This is a genomic window from Rhizobium aouanii (assembly GCF_037002925.1).
Taxonomy (GTDB): Bacteria; Pseudomonadota; Alphaproteobacteria; order Rhizobiales; family Rhizobiaceae; genus Rhizobium; species Rhizobium aouanii.
Genome location: NZ_JBAMYD010000024.1, coordinates 41,306 through 61,942, shown reverse-complemented (window position 1 = coordinate 61,942; position 20,637 = coordinate 41,306). Strand labels below are relative to the sequence as shown.

At 60.4% G+C, this 20,637-nt stretch carries 13 protein-coding genes; 5 read left to right on the top strand and 8 right to left on the bottom strand.

Features of this window, described 5'->3' with window-relative positions; translation table 11 throughout:
• Positions 1-44: 44 nt before the first annotated feature.
• The gene (locus V8P77_RS30980) at positions 45-863 is read right to left on the bottom strand and encodes a sugar phosphate isomerase/epimerase family protein (RefSeq protein WP_335916034.1); all 819 of its coding nucleotides are present in this window, start codon (positions 861-863) and stop codon (positions 45-47) included.
• Between the two features lie 433 nt (positions 864-1,296).
• Here V8P77_RS30980 and V8P77_RS30975 point away from each other — a divergent pair, with 433 nt between their 5' ends.
• Positions 1,297-1,764 carry a cupin domain-containing protein gene (locus V8P77_RS30975; RefSeq protein ID WP_335916033.1) on the top strand — a complete coding sequence of 156 codons (468 nt, stop codon included), beginning with the start codon at positions 1,297-1,299 and terminating at the stop codon, positions 1,762-1,764.
• Here V8P77_RS30975 and V8P77_RS30970 read toward each other — a convergent pair.
• From V8P77_RS30970 to V8P77_RS30945, 6 genes are all read right to left on the bottom strand, one after another.
• Complete coding sequence (locus V8P77_RS30970) at positions 1,761-2,408, bottom strand: TetR/AcrR family transcriptional regulator (RefSeq protein WP_335916032.1); 648 nt, start codon at positions 2,406-2,408, stop codon at positions 1,761-1,763. The two genes, V8P77_RS30975 and V8P77_RS30970, sit on opposite strands and share 4 nt — an antisense overlap.
• 64 nt (positions 2,409-2,472) lie before the next feature.
• The gene (locus tag V8P77_RS30965) at positions 2,473-3,768 is read right to left on the bottom strand and encodes an alpha/beta hydrolase (RefSeq protein ID WP_335916031.1); all 1,296 of its coding nucleotides are present in this window, start codon (positions 3,766-3,768) and stop codon (positions 2,473-2,475) included.
• Positions 3,768-6,818: an efflux RND transporter permease subunit gene (locus tag V8P77_RS30960; protein WP_335916030.1), complete on the bottom strand. Its 3,051-nt coding sequence runs from the start codon at positions 6,816-6,818 to the stop codon at positions 3,768-3,770. Before V8P77_RS30960 ends, V8P77_RS30965 begins: the two co-directional genes overlap by 1 nt.
• Positions 6,815-7,912, bottom strand: a complete 1,098-nt coding sequence (locus V8P77_RS30955; RefSeq protein ID WP_335916029.1) for an efflux RND transporter periplasmic adaptor subunit — start codon at positions 7,910-7,912, stop codon at positions 6,815-6,817. The genes V8P77_RS30960 and V8P77_RS30955 overlap by 4 nt, the downstream gene beginning before the upstream one ends.
• 1 nt (position 7,913) lies before the next feature.
• A complete protein-coding gene (locus V8P77_RS30950) occupies positions 7,914-8,978 on the bottom strand; it encodes an efflux RND transporter periplasmic adaptor subunit (RefSeq protein ID WP_335916028.1) in 1,065 nt (354 codons plus the stop codon).
• Between the two features lie 447 nt (positions 8,979-9,425).
• Positions 9,426-9,821 carry a response regulator transcription factor gene (locus V8P77_RS30945; protein ID WP_335916027.1) on the bottom strand — a complete coding sequence of 132 codons (396 nt, stop codon included), beginning with the start codon at positions 9,819-9,821 and terminating at the stop codon, positions 9,426-9,428.
• 420 nt (positions 9,822-10,241) lie between these two features.
• Between V8P77_RS30945 and V8P77_RS30940 the strand changes: the two genes are divergently transcribed.
• From V8P77_RS30940 to V8P77_RS30930, 3 genes are all read left to right on the top strand, one after another.
• On the top strand, positions 10,242-10,880 hold the full coding sequence (locus V8P77_RS30940; RefSeq protein ID WP_335916025.1) for a response regulator transcription factor: 639 nt from the start codon (positions 10,242-10,244) through the stop codon (positions 10,878-10,880).
• Positions 10,881-11,750: 870 nt separating this feature from the next.
• The gene (locus tag V8P77_RS30935; RefSeq protein WP_335916024.1) at positions 11,751-17,291 is read left to right on the top strand and encodes a trifunctional serine/threonine-protein kinase/ATP-binding protein/sensor histidine kinase; all 5,541 of its coding nucleotides are present in this window, start codon (positions 11,751-11,753) and stop codon (positions 17,289-17,291) included.
• Between the two features lie 1,240 nt (positions 17,292-18,531).
• The gene (locus V8P77_RS30930; RefSeq protein WP_335916023.1) at positions 18,532-18,750 is read left to right on the top strand and encodes a hypothetical protein; all 219 of its coding nucleotides are present in this window, start codon (positions 18,532-18,534) and stop codon (positions 18,748-18,750) included.
• A gap of 365 nt (positions 18,751-19,115) precedes the next feature.
• Here V8P77_RS30930 and V8P77_RS30925 read toward each other — a convergent pair whose 3' ends face one another.
• Complete coding sequence (locus tag V8P77_RS30925; protein ID WP_335916022.1) at positions 19,116-19,310, bottom strand: hypothetical protein; 195 nt, start codon at positions 19,308-19,310, stop codon at positions 19,116-19,118.
• Positions 19,311-19,927: 617 nt separating this feature from the next.
• Between V8P77_RS30925 and V8P77_RS30920 the strand changes: the two genes are divergently transcribed.
• Positions 19,928-20,569, top strand: a complete 642-nt coding sequence (locus V8P77_RS30920) for a TetR/AcrR family transcriptional regulator (RefSeq protein ID WP_335916021.1) — start codon at positions 19,928-19,930, stop codon at positions 20,567-20,569.
• The last annotated feature ends 68 nt before the right edge of the window (positions 20,570-20,637 follow it).

The window sequence follows — 20,637 nt, the reverse complement described above, 5'->3', positions numbered from 1 at the left end:
TGACGAGCACGGGAATCAGGGAGAGCGGGGCGGGCTTAGAACCCTTATTCAGCTACGCCTATCGAGGCGAGAAAAGCAGCAGATGCAGGGATCTTCGACTTATCCTTGATCTCGATGATGAGGCGCGGATTGCTTTGGAGTTTGGCAAGGGCCGCGAAGACGGCGTGCCAGTGGATCGAGCCTTCGCCGAGGCTCCAGTGGCGATCGGCATATCCATCTGCATCCTGCAGGTGGACATGCGCCAGGCGATTGCCGGCGGCCTTGACGTAATAATCGACCGGCGGAGCGCCGGTATAGCCATGGGCATAATGGGCGTGGCCGGTATCGATCGAGACGGCGACGGCGGGCGAGTTGAAGCTCTCGGCAAGCGCCACGCGAATGTGCGGATCCTTGTCCTCGATGTTTTCGATGACCATGGTGCAGCCGATATCTTCAGCGCGCCTGACGGCGTCGCGCAAGGTCATGTGCGTGCGCTCGGCCAAGGCTTCACGGGCGCCGGGATTGTCGTCGAGATTGTTGTAGGACCAGGACGTATAAGGGCTGTGGATGACCATATGGGTCGCGCCGATGGCGGCGCAGACATCGAGGCCCTGCAGCAGGCGCCGGGTGACGATGGCGCGGATATCGGGATCTTCCGAGGCGATGGTGAAGCCCCAGAACGGGCCGTGAATGCCGAGGCGGCCGCCATGACCGTCGAGAAGCCTTCTGGTGCGGGCGGCAAGCGGCGCCCAGTCGCCGTTCAGAACCTCGGCATCGATGAAGCTCTGCAATTCGAGATCGCGGGACTTTTCGAAGAGCCAATCACGGTGAAGTTCGACTTCATCGAGCGTCATGGCGGCGCCGACGACGGGAAGAGAGGACATGGATGCGCTCCATCAATGTGAATGATCAATGTGAATGCCGGGACGGCGTGGAAGGACGGCCCCAAGAACGGCCGCCGCGTTCTATGCGCCCCTTCTGTGTCGGCGGTATTACAGGCGCAGAGCCTTTCGAACCCCGCCGGCCTCCTTCATTTCCGCATAGCTGATGCGGCATTGGCGGACCTTGCGGAAACGCCCCGAAGTAACGATATCGGCCCCGACAGTCTCGTGACGCAGTGGCGTGCGAGCGGCGTTGAACCCCTGGCAACGGAGCCGTTTGTTCACCGCTTCGGCTGATATAGCGCGCTTGTTTGAAAGCGTTCGGCGGTGTTACCCCAACAACAGGGCGGGTTGTCAAAGGCGTCGCAAAGGTCTAACGGCTGCGCCCGCAAGAAAAAGCCCATAAGAAGAAGCCCTGTAAGAAAAAGAAAGAGACATGATGTCCAACTCATCTGTGAAAATGCATGTAACCGACGAGGCCAAGCGGTTTTTCGTCCTCGGCGACAGGGTCGAGCGGCGGCTTAGAATCAGCGGAGCCTGGCTCAATATCTTCGACGTCACCGTGCCATCAGGCAGCCGGACGCTGAAACATGCGCATGCGAGCCCCGAAGTCTTCCGCATCCTCGAGGGAAACCTGACAATCTGGCGCCTGAGCGACAGCGGCCCCGAAGAGATCGAAGCCAGCGCCGGCGACATCGTCACCATCCCGCCCTTCATGGTGCACGGCTATTCCAACCGCGGAACCATCCCCGTGGTCTTTTCCGCGGTCGTCGATCGTGAGATGGCCGAGTTCATCGAGGCGGAAGGCACGACCGAGCCGCCGAAAGTTAGCCCTTCGGCCGAAACCATCGCCCGCATGACGGCGGCGGCCAATGCCTACGGGATCACCATTCTCGCGGCCTAGCGGCCGCATCTGGTGGCCATGCTCTCCTCACCTCGGGAGCTTGGCCGGAGAGCTGCAACTGCGAAGGAAGCGAGTTCATGAGCTGACAGCTGACAGTGGCTCAAAGGCAGGGCGCCAATAATTCTGGGGTCCCACAAGGAGATGATCGAGGCGCAAAAGCAGGCAGCGGCCGTGTCAACATTCCTCGGAGCGAACTCTCCAGTCGCGATGCCGGTGCAAACGAGCTCCCGCACATACGATTCAAGTCGCTTCAGATGGTCTCTGAATGATGGCCAACCGCCTGCTGCGGCGAGAACAATGAGGTCGAACATCTGACTGTCGCCGTGACGTGCTCGCAGCATCAACCGGTGTTGTCCGAGTGCGATTGCCTTCAAGCGGCTCGCCACGCTGGCGAGTTCGCCACAGGCAGACGCAGCAAATCGGAGATCGGCCTCAAAGAAATTCCCGGCAATGGCATCTAAAATCGCAGCCTTGGAGGCAAAGATTTTGTACACGCTTGCCGGGGATTTCCCGAGCAGCCGGGCAATATCGGCGACGTTTGTTTTCGCCGGCCCGTACAGCCGGCACGCTGCCGTGCCGGCCTCGACGATCGAGGATCTATGATCAGCTCGCGGCTGGATTCTTCTAGTCGTTCCAACTTCCATTTGCCAATCCTATCGAGTCCTAGCTGGATGGGGCTTCAGACCTCGGGCCAAGCGGCTTGAAGGTTCAGTACGAAATCTGGCCGTCGACGATCTGCCCGCTCGATGGGGAAATTTCGCGTTTCAGCACTTCGCGTGCCTCACCGCTGACCACCCATGCCGGAGCGGCAACGGCTGCGCGTGCGGCCGAGCCGGCGAGATTGGCGGCCGCCACACCCACACGGTCCGCGGAGGTGGCCTCGCCTCCCGAAAGCGATTGCCCAGCCAACCGTTGTCCAAGCAAGCGTACGATTTCCGGGCTGTCGGCGAAGGTATTGTGGCCAAGTGGATCTCTCGAGGCGATCGCGCTGGTGTCGATGACCGAAACCTTGAGCTCTGAGAGGATAGAGGCATAGGGCCTGAGATCAGTTCCGCCGACGCGGTCAATTCCACCCGAGAGCCAACTGGAGACCTCCAGGGCCTTGTCGTGGGTCGACGTCAGGATTACAAAATGCGGCCGTTTAGATCCCATCTCGACGAACTGACGACGGAACACGTCGATGTCGATATCCGGCGAAGCCAGAACGACGTTCTTGACCTTGGCCGGTATCGATTTTTCCCGCATGGCAACGCCGCGCAGCGCCTCTGCCGCAAGCCAGCCTCCCATGGAATGCGCGAGAATGGTCACGTCTTCGACGTCCGGACTTTTCGCGATCTGGATAATCATGTCTTCCAGAGCGCGACGCGAATAGTTGGCGCTCTCCTTGTCATAGAGGTAGTCGAACGCGCGGCCACGCGAGGGCCAGGTGAAGAGAATAGGTGTCGCATCCGTTCCTGAATCATGGGTGATCTGCGCCAGGCGGAAGACGGCGTCGGCATAGGTGTTGTTGAAGCCGTGCACAAAGATGATCACCTGGCGCTTGGAATTCCGATGTTTGCGAAACCACTCCAATATCCGACGCTCTGATTCAACTTTGGCGACCTCGACTACCGCGAATTCCTTTTCAGGGTTCGGCGGCATGCGTGATGGCCACTGGACCTCCCCGATCTTCCGGTTCCGATCGGGCGGGACCGACACAACGACGCTGTTGATTGAAATCGACGTACCGCGGTCGCCCGAAAAGAGTTTACCGGGGTCTTCGGAAGACTTGCGCGTCGTGGCGACCAGCATTGGGACCTGGTTTGTGTCTCGGGGCGCAGCGGCAAGCGGCTGAAGGACGTTTTGCACCCGCGTCGCGCAACCGGGTAGGGCGAGGCATGCGATCAGCAGAAAAGCAACAAGCAGCGGCGGCGCACGATATGCCAAAACGAAGGGGTGCGAGCGGGCCGGCGGTGGCAGTGCCCGGGCGAAACGCCCGGGCAAGGAGACTCTGGAACCCGCCATCAGTGCTGCTCGACTTCGCGCGGGATCCGGAACCAGGCGACATAGAGCGCCGGCAGGAAGAGAAGTGTCAGCGCGGTTCCCACCACGATCCCGCCCATCATGGCGTAGGCCATGGGTCCCCAGAAGATCTCGTGGGAGATCGGGATCAGCGCCAGGGTCGCGGCCGCGGCGGTGAGCATGATCGGCCGCATGCGGTGTTCGGTCGCCTCCACCACCGCCTTCCACGGCGACATGCCCTCTGCACGCAATTCTTCGATCTGCACGATCAGGATCACGGAGTTGCGGATGAGGATGCCGACCAGCGCAAGCACGCCCAGGAGTGCGACGAAGCCGAGCGGGGCATTGCTGGCAAGCAGCGCCACGACGACGCCGATGAGCGCCAGCGGGGCCACCGAGAAGACCAGGAACAGCCTGTGGAAGCTCTGAAGCTGGATCATCAGCAGCGTCGCCATGATGAGGAACATGGCGGGCGCCACTTTGGCGATCGGGCCTTGCGACTTGGCGCTCTCCTCAACCGCACCGCCGATCTTGACGGAATAGCCGACCGGCAGCGTCTTTTCGAAGGCCGCAACCTTGTCGGAGAGCGCGGTGACGACGGTCGCCGGCTGCGTCGCATCGCTGATCCCGGCCTTGATCGTGATGGTCGGAGCCCTGTCGCGCCGCCAGATCGTCGGCTGCTCGAGCTCATAGTGGAAGGTTGCGACCGATGACAGGGGAACCGCTTGACCGCTGCTGCTTTGCAGTTGCAGGTCAAGCAGGGTGTCGATCGAGCCGCGCTCCCTTTCCGCGGCACGGCCGATGACATCGACGAGATAGATGTCGTCACGAACCTGCGTTACCGCGTTTCCTTGCACGACGGTGTTCAGCGCCATGGCAATGTCCTGGGACGAGACGCCGAGCTGTCTCGCCTTGTCCTGCAGCACGTCGATCTTCACGACGCGGGCCGGTTCGTTCCAGTCGAAGGCAAGGTTCTTGAGCGAGGGATAGGTGCCGACGATCGAGCCCAGCTTCTGTGCCAAGTCGCGCACCGTCTGCAGATTTTCGCCGGACACACGGTACTGGATCGGCTTGCCGACCGGCGGACCGATTTCCAGAAGCTTCACGTAAGCGTCCGTTCCGGGAAAGGTCTTCTGAAGGTAGGTTTCCACCTCCTGCTTCAGCTTGTCGCGATCATCGAGCCCCTTGGTTACGATCACGGTCTGTCCGAAGGCGACGTCGGCCGGCTGCACGTCGAAGGACAGGATGAAGCGCGGTGCACCTCTGCCGACATAGGTCGACCAATGCTCGACACCAGGGTTGCCCTCCAGCATTTCGCGCTCGAACTTGCCCATCTGGCGGCTCGTTTCGGCGATCGAACTGTTCTGCGGCAGGTTCCAATCGACGATCAGTTCCGGACGGTCAGAGCTCGGGAAGAATTGCTGCTGCACCATGGAGAGGCCGGCGATCGATGCGGCGAAGAGGAGGACCGTGGCGACGATCGTCATCCAGCGCCAGCGCAGGCAGAACTGCAGGAGGCTGGAAAAAATCCTGGCAAACCGACCCTTGTGGTCGGCGTGCTTCTTCATCGTCTTCGGCAGAATGGTCACGCCAATCAGGGGCGTGAACACGACGGCGACGATCCAGGATACAACGAGCGATACAGCGATGACGACGAACAGGGTGAAGGTGAACTCGCCGGCGTTGCTCTTGTTGAAAGCGACGGGAATGAAGCCCGCGACGGTTACCAGCGTGCCGGTCAGCATCGGGAAGGCCGTGGACGTGTAGACATAGGTGGCCGCTTTCGTGAGACTGTCACCCAATTCCAACCGCGCCACCATCATCTCGACGGCGATCATGGCGTCGTCAACGAGGAGGCCGAGCGAGATGATCAGCGCTCCGAGCGAGATGCGCTGAAGCGAAATGCCGGTGTAGAGCATGACCATAAAGGTGATGGCGAGCACCAGCGGGATGGCGATTGCCACTACCAGGCCGGCCCTCATCCCGAGACTGATGAAGCTGATTGCGAGCACGATCGCGACCGCCTCGAACAGGGCCTTCGTGAAGCCGCCAACCGCCTCTTCAACCACTTTCGGTTGGTCGGAAACCTGTTCGACCGAGACGCCGACCGGCAGATCCTGAATGATCCTGGTCATCGTCTTTTCGAGCGCTTCGCCGAAGGCAAGCACGTTGCCGCCCGTCTTCATGCCAATCGCCAGCCCAATCGCCAGCTTTCCATTGAAGCGGAAGAGCGACGTCGGCGGATCGACATAGCCGCGGGTGATCGTCGCGACGTCGGTCAACGGGAAGAAGCGGTCGTTTACCCGAAGGTTGATCCCGCGCAGAGTGTCTTCGGAGATGAAACGCCCGCCGACCCGTAAAGCGACCCGCTCCGGCCCGGTTTCGACAAAACCGGACTGAGTGACGGCGTTTTGCGCCTGCAGCGTGGCAATGATGGCCGAGCGGTCGATGCCGAGGGCGGCGATCTTGCGGGTGGAGAATTCGAGATGGATGACTTCGTCTTGTGCCCCAAGGACGTCAACCTTGCCGACGTCGGGAATCTTGAGGATCTGCGTTCGGGTATCCTCGGCGAAATCGCGCAACTCCCGATGACTGAGCCCATCGCCGGTAAAGGCGTAGATGTTTCCGTAGACATCGCCGAACTGATCGTCGAAGAAGGGTCCGACCACGCCTTGTGGGAATTCGTGCTTGATATCGTCAATCAGGTTGCGGACACGCGCCCATGTGGGCTTCACATCCTTGGCGTTCGTATCCGGCAGCAGATCGACGAAGACGATCGTCTGACCGGCTGTGGTAATGCTGCGGGTATGTTCGAGGTTGTCGAGTTCCTGGAGCTTCTTTTCGATGCGGTCGGTGACCTGCTGCGTCACTTCCTGCGCATCTGCGCCGGGCCATTGGGCCTGGACGACCATGGTCTTGACCGTAAAAGACGGATCTTCTTCGCGGCCGAGCCCGAGATAGGCATAGGCGCCCGCCACCGCAAAGATGATCATGAAATACCAGACGAGGGAGCGATGCTCGAGGGCCCAGTCGGAAAGATTGAATTTATTCACGGGCGTGGCTCCTGTCCGAGTTGCACTTTTTGTCCGTCGGAGAGTTCATCGACGCCGGCGACGACGATCTCTTCCCCTTTTCGCAGGCCCGATCGAACCAGGACGGAACGGGGGGCAGACGCCGGGCCATCGAGTTCAACCGCCCTCAGGACGACCTGGGCCGTGGCGCGATCCACGACCCATACCTGGCTGGCGCCGCCTTCACGGCGGATGGCGGAGAGCGGCAGCGTGATCGCCTGCTTCATTTCTTCGACGCGTGGCGTCGCGGTGACCACGGCGCCGAGGCGAAAGATGTCGGGCGCCTGATCGATTCCGATCTTCAGCCGGTAGGTGCGGGTGTTCGGATCGGCCTGCGGCGCGATCTCGCGGACCACGCCGGTGGCGCGGATCCTGCTGTCGAGTTGGAGTGCGACATTGAAGCGATCGTCCAGGCGAACGCGACTGAACTGCGCTTCGGGAACATCGACGACCACGTCGCGCCGCTCGAGGCGCGCCAATTTCAAGACCGGCTGTCCGGCGGAGACGGTCTGGCCCATTTCTGCGGACGTGGCGGTGACCACGCCATCGAACTCGGCTTTCAACTCGGAGTAGCCTAGCTGCTCGTGCGCTTTCGCAAGGCTCGCCGTCGCTTTAGCAGCATTGGCGATAGCCGATTTGAGCTGCTGGTCGGCAAGATCGTGATCGGCAACGCTCGCCGCGTTGCTTTGGACGAGCTTTCGCTTGCGCGTTTCCGTCGTCGCTGCGTTCTCCAACTGCGCCTGGGCGTTGCGGAGTTCGGCTTCCGCGCTCCTGACCGCGAGCTGCAGAGTGAGAGGATCGATTTCGGCGAGGACATCTCCCTTGTGCACAAGGTCGCCGACGTCCACCTTGCGAGACACCATTCGCCCCAGCGTCCGAAACGCCAGGTCGGTCTCGATGCGGGCTCGCACCACGCCGGGCAGACTTATGATTTTATCCTGTTCGACCGCGGCCATGACGACTTTGACAGGACGGGGAGCCGTCTCCTCTCCTGCGACGGAGTTTTGATCGCAGCCTGCAAGCAGCGACACTGACAGAAGAAGCGGGAGAGAGGTGCATATGCGGTTGAGGATCATCTCACTTGCCTTCCCAGGCGACCGCCTGGCCTTCCTTGAGGAACTTTCCGCCTTCCGTGACGATCAGGTCTTGTGCGGCGACGCCGCCGGTGACGACGAAATCGCTTTGGCGATATCGGTCGATCGAGATCTTGCGGAGCGAAACGGATTGGTTTTGAGTGTTGACGAGCCACACGGCAGGCTCGCCCCCGGCTGATGCGATTGCGGTATAGGGCAGGACGATCCCGTCGCGCGGCGAAGCGCGTAGCTTGCCCACGACAGGCGTTCCGAGCGGCCATGGCGCGCCGTCCTGGAGCCCCACCTTGATCCGGATCGTGCCTGCCTTCGCGTCTATGACTGGAGAGACCTCGCGTATGCTGGCGTGGACGTCGTTCGCAAGGTCGGAGACCGGTGCGACCTTGACGTCGTTCAGCGGCCGTCCATCGAGAAAGAACGCCTCGAAGACGTCGAACACTGCGTCTCGGAGCCCGTCATGGGCGAGCGTGAAGGCCGACTGCGCTGCTGACACCACCTGCCCGGCTTCAATGCCGCGGGCCGTGATGATGCCGTCCGCGGCGGCCTTCAGCTCGGTGTAGGATAAAGCGTCCTCTGCCGTCGCAAGCGCGGCCTCGGCGGCCTCGAGGGATGCCTGCGCACTCAGCAGCTCCTTCTGGGCATCGTCAAAGACCGCCCTCGGAACAACCTGCGACTGCAGCAGCGACTTGGCCCGATTGAAGGCGAGCGTCTTCTGCGCAACCACGGCCTGCGCCGACGCCAGCGCGGCACGGGCGACGCTGACGTCCGCCTGCTGTTCCGTGTCATTGAGGCGGGCGAGGACGTCGCCGGCATGGACATGCGATCCGACGTCGACCCTTCTCTCGAGAACCCGGCCGCTGACGCGAAAGGAGAGTTCGGTCTGGACCCTCGCCTTGACCTCGCCGGTGATTTCCGCGCCCGGCTGATACTGAGCCTCGGTTGCCGCGACGACGCGGACCGGCTGCGGCGGCGGCGCAACTTCAGCTTTCTCCTCGCAGGCAGCAAGCACTGCGCAGGCGAGACCAATTCCCAGCAATCGAAAGGACTGCATTTTTTGCTCCGGTACGGTTTGCGACCAAAAGGAGAGCCGCGGTGTTCGCCGCAGTCTTCAACCTGATTGCGCATAAGGGCTATTTGCGATGTTGACAACGCCCACTTAAAGGCTGGAGTGGACAATGTCAACATCGCAAAGCAAAAATGTTGACACTCGCAACATCGGGGCCGATGTGGAACGGCTGCAAGCCACTTTCACTGCAGATCAGCGCCTACCACCGTGGCGATTTGCACAGGGCGTCCGGCCGCGCAAGCGACTGATTTCTCAGGGGGACCCCGTCAGCAGGTTCGACATCGGGCGGGCGGTGGGCCTGGCTCAAAAGCTTCGACCGTCGTCTTTAACTTCACCCTGTCTCAGAACCGGGCGAGACGACCCCTGCCAGTCACCGGCCAAATGCTTGCAGGTCCAGGCAGCGCGCTTTGCCTCGGACAGGTCTTTGCGACCTCATGAACCGCTTTCGCCCTCGCCGTTGAGAGCCAGCGCAGAACGGATGCAATCAAGCAAAATCTGTCCGTTGAACGGTTTTGTCAGGCAGCCGACGACGTCCGCGCCCAACGCTGACGCGCCCATATTCTTTTCCGGAAAGGCGGTTATCAGAATAGTCGGAATGCTCTTGCCCAGTGCGACGAGCCGGCGGTGCAGATCGAGTCCGCTCATTCCAGGCATATTGATGTCGGTCACGAGGCAGGCCGTGCGGCGGATATGAGAGGATGTCAAGAAATCATCGGCGGATGAAAAGGACTCGGCGTCAAATCCCATCGACCTCATGAGCCCCTTTATAGCGTCCCGCATCGACTCGTCGTCGTCGACGATCGCAATCAGAGGTCTCTTGGTTGGCACTGCCGCCTCCCAACTTCGTCGATCGGCATCGTGCCGAATTAGCGTTGTGGCGCGCTTGACTGGATGGATTTAGTATTGAACGGCGACAAAGGCCTCGCAAGCTATACAATCGTATAGCGTGTCTAAGACTTGCGCGACGAGCGCGGCATCGCCGGCCATGTGGCGCATCGGCACGCCACGGCAGGCTGCTGGACACGCAAGCGCTTTTGGGGCCGCCCGCATCTCGCCTTGTGGCCGAGGTAATTATCGCGCATTCTGGTGTGCGAAAGAAATCCCGTTTCGGCACTAGCGAAGCAGAGAGGAGGAGTGTTCTCGTCGCGTGACCGGCGCTATGCTGGTTGGGTTTTGCCCGCTGCTGCTGCTGTGGGGATTGATAGTATATACTCCGAAAACGTCGATTCACCTTGGGAGTTCTGACGATTGACCGAGGCGCCAGCAACCATCATTGTCATCGATGATGACCCGGAGATCCGCGAGGCGCTTGGCAGTCTGCTGCGTTCCGTCGGCTTTGCCGTCAACCTCCTTGCTTCGGTCGGCGACTTCCTCACATCTGGGCGACCCCACGGACCGACCTGTCTCGTGCTCGATGTCCGGCTTCCGGGGCAGAGCGGTCTTGATTTTCAGCTTGAGCTGTCGCGAGAAAATATTCAGTTGCCGATCGTCTTCATCACCGGGCACGGCGACATTCCCATGTCGGTCAAGGCGATGAAAGGGGGCGCGGTCGAGTTCCTAACGAAACCGTTCCGAGACCAGGATTTGCTCGACGCCGTTCACGTCGGCCTGGCGCGCGACCGCGCGTGGCTTGAAAATGAAAAATCATTGGCGACGGTCCGCGCGCGTTTCGATAGCCTGACGCCGCGGGAGCGCGAGGTGATGGCTTTGGTAGTGACCGGACGACTCAACAAGCAAATTGCAAGTGATCTAGGCGTGAGCGAGATTACCGTGAAGGTTCACCGCAGCCAGGTCATGCAGAAGATGGGTACCAGATCCCTGCCCGAACTCGCGCGTATGGCTGACAAGCTGATGCTCGCGCCGGGAAAGCCGCAAACGCACTCGTAAAGGTCTTGGCCCGGCGTATAGGTCACCCCCTCCCCATTGGTAATCGATCCTTCCTGGTGGCCGATAGCCCCGGCGGGAGCCCTCCTTTATGATGCGGGTTCTTCGTCCTCCACCTCCTCCTCCCAGGCCGTATCGCTCCCGATCGGCCCGCCTTGAGCCTCCCCACCCGGCGGGAGGCTCCTTTTTGGCCTCAGAGCCGGCAAGACACTTTCGACTTCAACAGCGACAACGAATCGCAACTGACGGCACGACAGGCACGAAGCACGCCGATGTTGACCATGTGTTGGCCTTTTATCGTAGGCGACACCGCGGCCGTACCACCTGCCGGCCTGCTGGGTTTGACAAGGAGAGAGACCGTCACCTCAGTCATCGTCGGGACCCGGGACGACCTCGCCGACATGTCGATCGCTGAGCAGACGATCGCTGATGGGTGTCGGTGCCGGTATTCCAAAGTATCGCAAGCCGAAACCTCAGTATAATTTCCCATCGTCCCTTCTATCGCTAGGGTCTACTCGTTGCCTCGGGCAGGTGGCGATCCCCCCGTTGCTACCACCAAGCTTCGGCGCTCCCTCCATCCGAAGCTCTGCGGGTCCACGACCTGCCTGACCGCCCAGCAACCGTTGGGCGGTCTTTCGTAGAGGTGGACACGCATCGAACGGGTGGGTGATGGCCGCTCGTTGTTGGGACGAACAGGCGAGATGTGGTAAGAAGGTGGGGAAGTGGTCGCGGTTCGTCATATGTGCTCGCTTTTGGCCAATTTGACTGGACGGATCTCTGAAACGAAAGTGGCAGTGCCAGATGCGACAGGCGAGATGACCAAGTCGGCAAGCAAGCACATCCTCTTTCTTCGGCGTTGGTGGAGATAGGAGTTTGGAGGTTCTTTGGGAGGACGGTGATCGCGTGTTCCATCGGGAACGGCGCCGGGGTGCCGACGGCAAGTGGAACCCGGTACTGGTCGTACTTTCGGCGCTCGAATACCCGACACCTACGAGCCTCGGCCGCCTCGACCATGAATATGGATTGAAGGATGAGCTCGATAGCACATGGGCGGTGCGACCGCTTGAGTTGGTGCGCGAAGGCGGCCGTACCATGCTGGTGCTTGAAGATCCGGGCAGCGAGCCGCTCGCCGGGCGGCTCGGAACGGCAATGGAAACGGAGCTTTTCCTGCGCATCGGGATCGGCATCGCCGCCGCGCTCGGTCGGGCCCACCAGCGCGGTCTCGTCCACAAGGACATCAAACCGGCCAATATCCTGGTAACGGGTACGGGCGCCGAGGTGCGGCTAACAGGCTTCGGGATCGCCTCGCGCCTCTCCCGCGAGCGGCAGACGCACGAACCGCCCGAAGTGGTCGCCGGAACGCTCGCCTATATGGCCCCCGAGCAGACCGGGCGCATGAACCGCTCCGTCGATTCCCGCAGCGACCTTTATGCGCTCGGCGTGACGCTCTACGAAATGCTGACCGGCAGCCTGCCGTTCTCCGCCTCCGACCCGATGGAATGGGTGCATTGCCACATTGCACGACAGCCGACGCCGCCCGACGAGCGGGTGGCGGATGTTTCACCGGCAGTCTCGGCCATCGTCATGAAGCTGCTCTCCAAGACGGCCGAGGAACGATACCAGACGGCAGGCGGCGTCGAGCACGATCTGAGCAGCTGCCTCAGCCAGTGGGAAACGCAGTGCCGGATTGACGCATTCCCGCTCGGCGAGCGCGACATCCCGGACCGCCTGCTGATTCCCGAGAAGCTATACGGGCGGGAGCACGAGGTAGAGACGTTGCTGACTGCCTTCGACCGCGTGGTGTCGAGCGGGGCGCCGGAATTGGTGTTGGTCTCTGGCTATTCCGGCATCGGCAAGTCGGCGGTGGTCAATGAACTCCACAAAGCTCTGGTGCCGCCGCGCGGCCTTTTTGCGTCCGGCAAGTTCGATCAGTACAAGCGCGACATTCCATATGCGACCCTGGCGCAGGCGTTTCAGAGCCTTGTCCGGGAGCTTCTCGCGAAGAGCGACGCCGATTTGACACTCTGGCGCGAGACGCTGAGAGAGGCGCTGGGACCGAACGGACGACTGATGGTCGACCTCGTCCCCGAACTGAAACTCATCATCGGCGACCAGCCGCCGGTCGCTGAACTTCCGCCACAGGATGCGGAACGGCGATTCGAGCTGGTATTCCGGCGGTTCATCGGTGTCTTCGCCCAGCCGGAGCACCCGCTGGCGCTTTTCCTGGATGACTTGCAGTGGCTTGATGCGGCGACGCTCGATCTGTTGGAAGATCTCTTGGCCCGGTCGGATCTGCAACACCTGATGTTGGTTGGAGCCTATCGCGACAACGAAGTCACCGCCGCCCATCCGCTGATGCGGAAGCTTGACGCGATCAAAACCGCCGGCGGCAAGGTAGCGGAGATCACGCTTGCGCCGCTTACTAAAGACCATCTCCGGCAGTTGATTGCGGATGCGCTCCACTGTCAGACCGATCGTGCAGCCCCGCTCTCACAAATGATGTACGAAAAGACCGGCGGCAATCCGTTCTTCGTCCGTCAGTTCCTATTTTCGCTCGCCGAAGAGGGAATGCTCGCCTTCGATCATGACGCGGCATGCTGGTCCTGGGATCTCGGGCGCATTCACGCCAAGGGATACACCGACAACGTCGTGCACCTCATGGTCGGCAAGCTCGAGCGCCAGCCGCCCGAAACGCGGGAGGCGTTGCAGCAGTTCGCCTGTCTTGGAAACATAGCAGATATCGCGACGCTTTCACTCGTCCTCGGGATACCGGAGGAGCAAGTCGCCGGCGCCTTATGGCCTGCCGTCGCTCATGAACTGCTCGAGCGGTTGGCAGACGCATACCGGTTCGTCCACGATCGCGTTCAGGAAGCCGCCTATTCGCTGATCCCGGAGGAGCGACGCGTCGAGTTGCACCTCCGCATTGGGAGGCGGCTTGCGGCGAACACCGCGCCGGAGCTGATTGACGATTATGTTTTCGAGATTGTCAGCCAGCTCAATCGAGGAGCCGCACTGATCACCTCAACTAAGGAGCGCGAGCAACTGGCCGAGTTCAATCTGCTGGCCGGCAAGCGCGCGATGGCGTCGACGGCCTACGCCTCGGCGCTCAACTATTTTGTTATCGGCACGACGCTGCTGCCGGAAGACGCCTGGGAGCGCCAGCGCCAACTGACCTTCGCGCTTGAGCTGAACCGAGCCGAATGCGAGTTCCACCTCGGCGCGCTGCCGGAAGCGGAGGAGCGATTAGCACAGCTTTCCAATCGTGCTGTCTGCTCCGACGATCAGGCTGCTGTCGCCTGCCTGCGCATCGACCTCTATGCTGCGCTCGGTCAGACCGGCCGGTCGGCCGCGGTCGGTCTCGATTATGTGATGCAACATCTCGGCATCGACTGGGCGCCGCATCCGGCCGACGAGGAGGTGCAGCGAGAATACGGCCGAATATGGTCGCAGCTCGGGAGCCGCGAGATCGAGGAGCTCATTGATCTGCCGTTGATGAGCGACCCAGCATCCTGCTCGACGCTGGATATTCTCACCCGGCTCGTTGGGGCGGTATGGCATACGGATGCGAATCTGGCATGCATGGCAATCTGCCTGGCTGTGAACCTCAGCCTCGAGCGAGGCAACAGCGACGGCTCCTGCTACCATTATGTGTCGCTTGGTTATATTGCCGGACCGCGCTTCGGCGACTATGAGGCCGGATTCAGGTTCGGTCAGCTAGGCTGCCATCTCGTCGAAAAGCACGACCTGAAGCGCTTTCAGGCCAGGACTTACAAAGACTTCGGCGCTCACGTCATACCGTGGACGAGGCATGTCCGAACCGGCCGCGACATCTTGCGGCGAGCGCTTGACATCGCCAACCAGAGCGGCGACCTCACGTTTGCCGGATACAGCTATGTCAGTTTGAATTCGAACCTGCTGGCGGCGGGAGATCCGCTTATGGAAGTGCAGCGCCAAGCGGAGATTGGCCTCACGTTTGCGCAGGAGGTGCGGTTCCAATTCGTTATAGATCTCGCCAGTGCGCAGCTCGGACTCGTCCGGACGCTGCGCGGGTTGACCCGGAAATTCGGCTCCTTCGACGACGAGGGATTCGACGAATTTGAAATCGAACGTCGGTTTTCCGAAAATCCGAATCTTGCGGAAACCTGCTACTTTGTTAGAAAACTGCAGGCGCGGTTTTTTGCCGGCGACTACGAGGCGGCCGTCGATGCGTCATTGCGGGCGCAGAGGCTGCCATGGACATCGGTGTCGCATTTCGAAGAAACGCCGGAGCATCATTTCTACGGTGCGTTGGCCCGCGCCGCGTGCTGCGACCATGCTGTGGCTGAGCAGCGGGCGTGGCATACCGAGGCTCTGTTTGCCCATCACCGACAGCTTCAGATCTATGCGAAGAATTGCCCGGAGAACTTCGAGAACCGAGCCGCGATGGTCGGCGCCGAAATAGCACGCCTCGAAGGCCGCGAAATCGACGCCGTGCGTCTTTATGAACAAGCGATCCGCTCGGCGCGCGCAAACGGCTTCGTTCATCATGAAGCCCTCGCATATGAACTCGCCGCCCGCTTTTATGCGCAGGGCGGCTTCGAGGATTTCACTCGTCTCTATCTCCGCAACGCGCGTGGCTGCTATCTGCGCTGGGGCGCCGACGGCAAGGTGCGGCAACTTGACCAACTCTATCCTGACCTGAGAGGGGAAGAGCGCGCCTCCTCTCCAACAAGCACCATCGGTGCACCGGTCGAACAGCTCGATCTTGCAACCGTTATCAAAATCTCGCAGGCCGTCTCGGGCGAGATTGTGCTTCAAAAGCTGATCGACACCGTCCTGCGCACCGCCGTTGAGCAGGCCGGCGCCGAGCGCGGCTTATTGATCCTGCCGCGTGGCGGTGAGTCACGGATCACGGCAGAAGCCACGACGGGCGGCGAAACGGTCGTGGTGCAGATGCGTGACGAGATCGTGACAGGAAACACCCTGCCGCAATCGCTCCTTAATTATGTCTTGCGCACAAGCGAAAGCGTGGTTCTCGACGACGCCATAGCTCAGAATCCGTTTTCCGGGGACCCCTACATTTGTCAGCACCGTGCTCGTTCTGTTCTTTGTGTGCCGTTGCTCAATCAGGGCCAACTGGCCGGGGTACTCTATCTTGAAAACAACCTCGCCCCTCGGGTCTTCGCGCCGGCCAGAATCGCGGTGCTGAAGCTGCTCGCCTCTCAGGCAGCGATCTCACTGGAGAATACCCGGTTGTACCGCGATCTCGCTGAACGCGAAGCCAAGATCCGTCGCCTCGTCAAGGCCAACATCATCGGGATCGTCATCTGGGATATCGAAGGTCGCATTCTCGAGGCCAACGACGCGTTTCTCCGCATGCTGGGATACGACCGAGACGATCTTGCCTCGGGTCGGCTATGCTGGACGGAGCTGACGCCGGCCGAATGGCGCGACCGCGACGCACGGACCATCGCGGAGCTCAAGAAGATCGGGTCAGTGCAACCGTTCGAGAAGGAGTACTTTCGGAAAGATGGCAGCCGTCTGCCCGTGCTGATCGGTGGCGCTCTATTGGAAGAAAGCAGGGACGAAGGCGTCTCTTTCGTCCTCGATTTGACGGAGCGCCGGCAAGCCGAAGAGGCGTTGCGCGAGAGCGAGGAAGCCTTGCGCGTAGCGCAGGGGCAACTCGCCCACGCAAACCGCGTCGCCACAATGGGGCAGCTCACAGCCTCTATCGCCCATGAAGTCAATCAACCGCTTGCCGCGTCGCTCACCAACGCCCAGGCGGCCTTGCGCTGGCTCGGTGCCCATCCGCCCAATCTGGAGGAAGTGGCTCAGGCGCTCGGCCGAATCGCCGAGAACGCCAATCGAGCCGGCGATGTCATTGGCCGGATCCGTGCCTTGGTCAAGAAAGAGCCGCCTCGCAAGGGGCAGTTCGACCTCAATGAAGCCATTCGTCACGTCATTGCCTTGACCAGCAGTGAAGTGCATCGGCAAGGCGTGACGCTGCAAACCGAATTCGCGACGAGCCTTCCGTCCGTGAAAGGAGATCGCATTCAGGTGCAACAGGTGGTCCTAAACCTGATCATGAACGCCATCGAGGCGATGAGCGGCATCGATGCGGAAGAACGCGCGTTGCTGATCAGCACCGAGTCAGAGTCCTCAGGAGGCGTGGTCGTCGGGGTACGCGACTCGGGTCCAGGCCTGGACCCGCAGACCATGGACCGTCTTTTTGAGGCTTTCTACACGACCAAATCCAGCGGCATGGGTATGGGCCTGGCAATCTGCCGCTCGATCATCGAGGCTCACGGGGGCCGGATGTGGGCAACCGCCAATGGAGCTGGTGGGGCAGTGTTTCTGTTCACCCTGCCTCTCGAACGAGACGAAACCATCGGCGCAAAGCCAGCCGACCAAATGGCGGCGTGGGAAACTGCGTAGGACTAACAACTGGCTGAAGCTCTCGCAGAAAGTAGGTCTCTGCGAAGTGTTTACCCCTTAGGCAGGGCCTCTGGTCGCCATCACGAGACGACGAGGTGCGGCGGAGCTGGATTCACCCTTACGACGCCGCGATCGGGCCGGTCGCAGTGCAACAACCGCATCGAGCGCGGTGCGAAATCGCAACCGGAAACTGGACGGGGATGGAGAGCATCAACATGTCTGCACCAGCTAAAAGTGCCAGGCGCCAAGCTCGCTGATCCTCAATTCTGCACCCAAGACGCGGCTCGGGCTTAGTGCATGGTCACGGAAATCACTGAAGGAGTGAGATTCCCGAAGTCGTCTAGAAGACGGACAAGCCCGGCGGAGTAGCAAAAAAGACCGAACTGGGTTCCAGTAACGTATAGGGTGAAGGCAGATCTCCAGGCGTGCAAAGCTTGCCCCCGGGGACACTCGATCGTTTTACGTGGCATGACGGAAAACATCATCAAGTGAGCCTCCAAGTCCGTAGTCGGCCGTGATGCAATATCTGGCGGCGTGTGGAGCGGAGAGCCCGGAGCCCAAGGCCCAGCTTCCCCATATGCGCTTGGAAAAAGCGTCAATGGAACCAGCTCGACTTGGATGCGGTGGAGGTCGTGTGTCATGGTGTCAATCCTTAGAAAGAACGCGGGGAGCGAAGAGGCAAACGGTCCGACCCGTTGGCTCGCCGGTCACCTATCGTTGGCGAACCGGGCTCAAGTCTGTTCTTGATGTAGGCATCACGCGGCGTGATGAACTCCTTCGCGAGCTTGATGACATTGCCGCGCGGGAGAAAGTACCATGACCGTAACAGGACGCCGTTCGACCTGCTATTGATCTTGAGGAAGGGTCGGGTAGCAAAGAGGAGGGGATGCCTTATACAGGGGTTTATGAGCCGCCGGTCGGGCCGACGGTCAGAAATCAGACAGACCACCACCCGCTCCTTCCCGATGAGATGCCCTCGGCGAGAAATGTATGGACGCTTCATGCTCGAAACGAGCGGCCGAGCCGAGCATAGCTCCCTAGCAGCCCGCCTGGTGCTGCCTCCGTATAACTTGCGCATACACAAGTATGATGGCGGACCTACGCGGTTTGTTTTAGCTTTTGCTCATGGGTGCAGGCTCCCCCAGGCTGGTCATGTTCGCACCGGCGTCGGCAGTCATTAAATAGACGTTGGAACCATGGCCAATTTTCAGGTTCCAAAACCGTTAGGAAGGGACGCAGAATGCCGACGGTATCTCCGACTCCTATCACGCCTCCGGACGAGCACGTTGTTACCGCCCGAGAGGCGCTTGAGCCCCTCTACGAGAGACTTGAGCTTCACACCGACGCCACCCTGCTGTCGGCGGCAATGGAAGCCGGATGGCCGGCGGACGAGGCAACGAAGGCGCTGGGAGCCCTTAGATTTCAAGACGCCCTCAATATTCTTCGCCGTGGGAATTGAGGTCCAAGCATATCGATGCATGGCCCAACGGCCGAATGAAATGGCGGGCTTCGCAAAGTTCTAAAGGAATTGATCCGACGAGGGATTATCCGGGATTGGATAGTAAATGCCACCGCAACCGAAAGCGAAAAAGTTACGGCTTTCGGACGCGGATGGGGTCCTCAGGCAGTGGGCCGGGAATCCCAGGTCTACCGGGCTCGTTCACGCCGGCGCCAATTTTGATGATCAATCAAATGTCGGCTGCATTCTCCACACCGGATCAGTTTCCAGCATCCAAATGAACGCCGTGGTCGAAAGGATGTCGAGATGAAGGTTTTCAGTCTGTCTGAGTGCCGCACGAGCACGCCGGTCATCGACCATTGCTTCTAACATCGCTCGGCAAAACACCACAGGCTCTCTTGGTTGCCACTATTCAATAGATCGACCAAGTTATCGGCCTCCTCGGCGGTGAGCATGTCCATGACAAACCCATCGATGGTAACCGCCTGTCCGATGACTTTGTCCAACACAGTCCAGTAAATATTGAGGTTCTTGCAACGGCTATATCTCTGCGCTGGCATCGTCAACGGCCTCCGTGTGGTAACGACTTTCGTCAATTGTGAGCGGACTATCAGAGATGATTGTCCGGCGGCTCTTGGACATTCTGCGAGGCTCGTGACGCTAGTCGGCAGCTCGGCAGAGGAAGAGGCCCCGCATTCAGCGGGTGGTAAAAGAACCGTTGCACCACAAAGAGTTAGGCGGCTCGTTGCCTTTAAGCAGGCGCTCACAGTAGAGCATTTTTGTACTCGCTAATGAAGAGATGCGTTGGAATCAGGAATGCTATCTATTCGTATAGGCCTTCCAAAAGCTCGCATCGTCCCCATTGGCGAGACCAATTCCGGCAATCGAAAGGACTGCATTTTTTCCGGCACGGTTGCGAAGAGAGCCGCTTGTTGATCGGGCAGCTTCAATTTGCTGCGCGTGTAACAGTCTCCATTGCCATATGTTGACAGCGCCCACTTAATATGAGTAAAGTGGGCGATGTCAACATAGGCTTAAAAATGCTGATACACGCACCACCGATCCAAGATGAGCGGGTGCGACCAGATCTCTGCTGCCACCGTAGATCGCGCCCAACACCAGGGCCGTGAGAGGGCCACCACAGGTGCGTCACCCTTAAAAAATCCAATGGGATGTGATGAAACGAGTTGAAAAGAAAACATCGAGGGCGGAGCGCAAGGCAAGGCGTCCTGACGAAATATTGGTGGCCGCGTTCGAGGTGTTCGCGGCGAAGGGTTATGCGGCAACGCGTGTCGAAGACGTCGCAGCCCGACTGGGGATAACCAAGGGAACGATCTACTTCTATTTCCCGACCAAGGAAGTTCTTTTCCAGGAAACGTTTCGCCACGCCTCGACGTCATACACGGATCTGTCGACCGCCATCGGCAGCCTTCGTGGATCCACCGCCGACCGGATACGAGCCCTGCTGCTGATCTCCTATGAAAGCACGGCCAACGACCGAAAGACGGGAGAACTCCTGCGCTTGTCCCTCGCCGAAGGGATTCGCTTTCCCGAAGCGGTCGATTGCTATCATGGCCGCTTCATCACGCCGACGCTTGCTGCCCTCGCGGCCCTCATCGAGCAAGGCGTAAAATCGGGAGAGTTTTGCCAACACGCGGCGGCCTGTGCGCGAGACGTGCTCGCGAGTTCAATTTTTCAAGTTGCCGTCTGGCGTCTCATGTTTGCGGATCGAACACCTGTCGACAGCAAGGCGCTTCTTGAGGCGCACATCGACCTCGTGATGAGCGGACTCGTGCAGCGTTCGGAACCCAGGTACTGATTTGGTGAAGTGTGGCAGAGCAGACGGAGCTTCGCAGTCTTCGATGCGTGGCAAGCCCGGACGCCTCG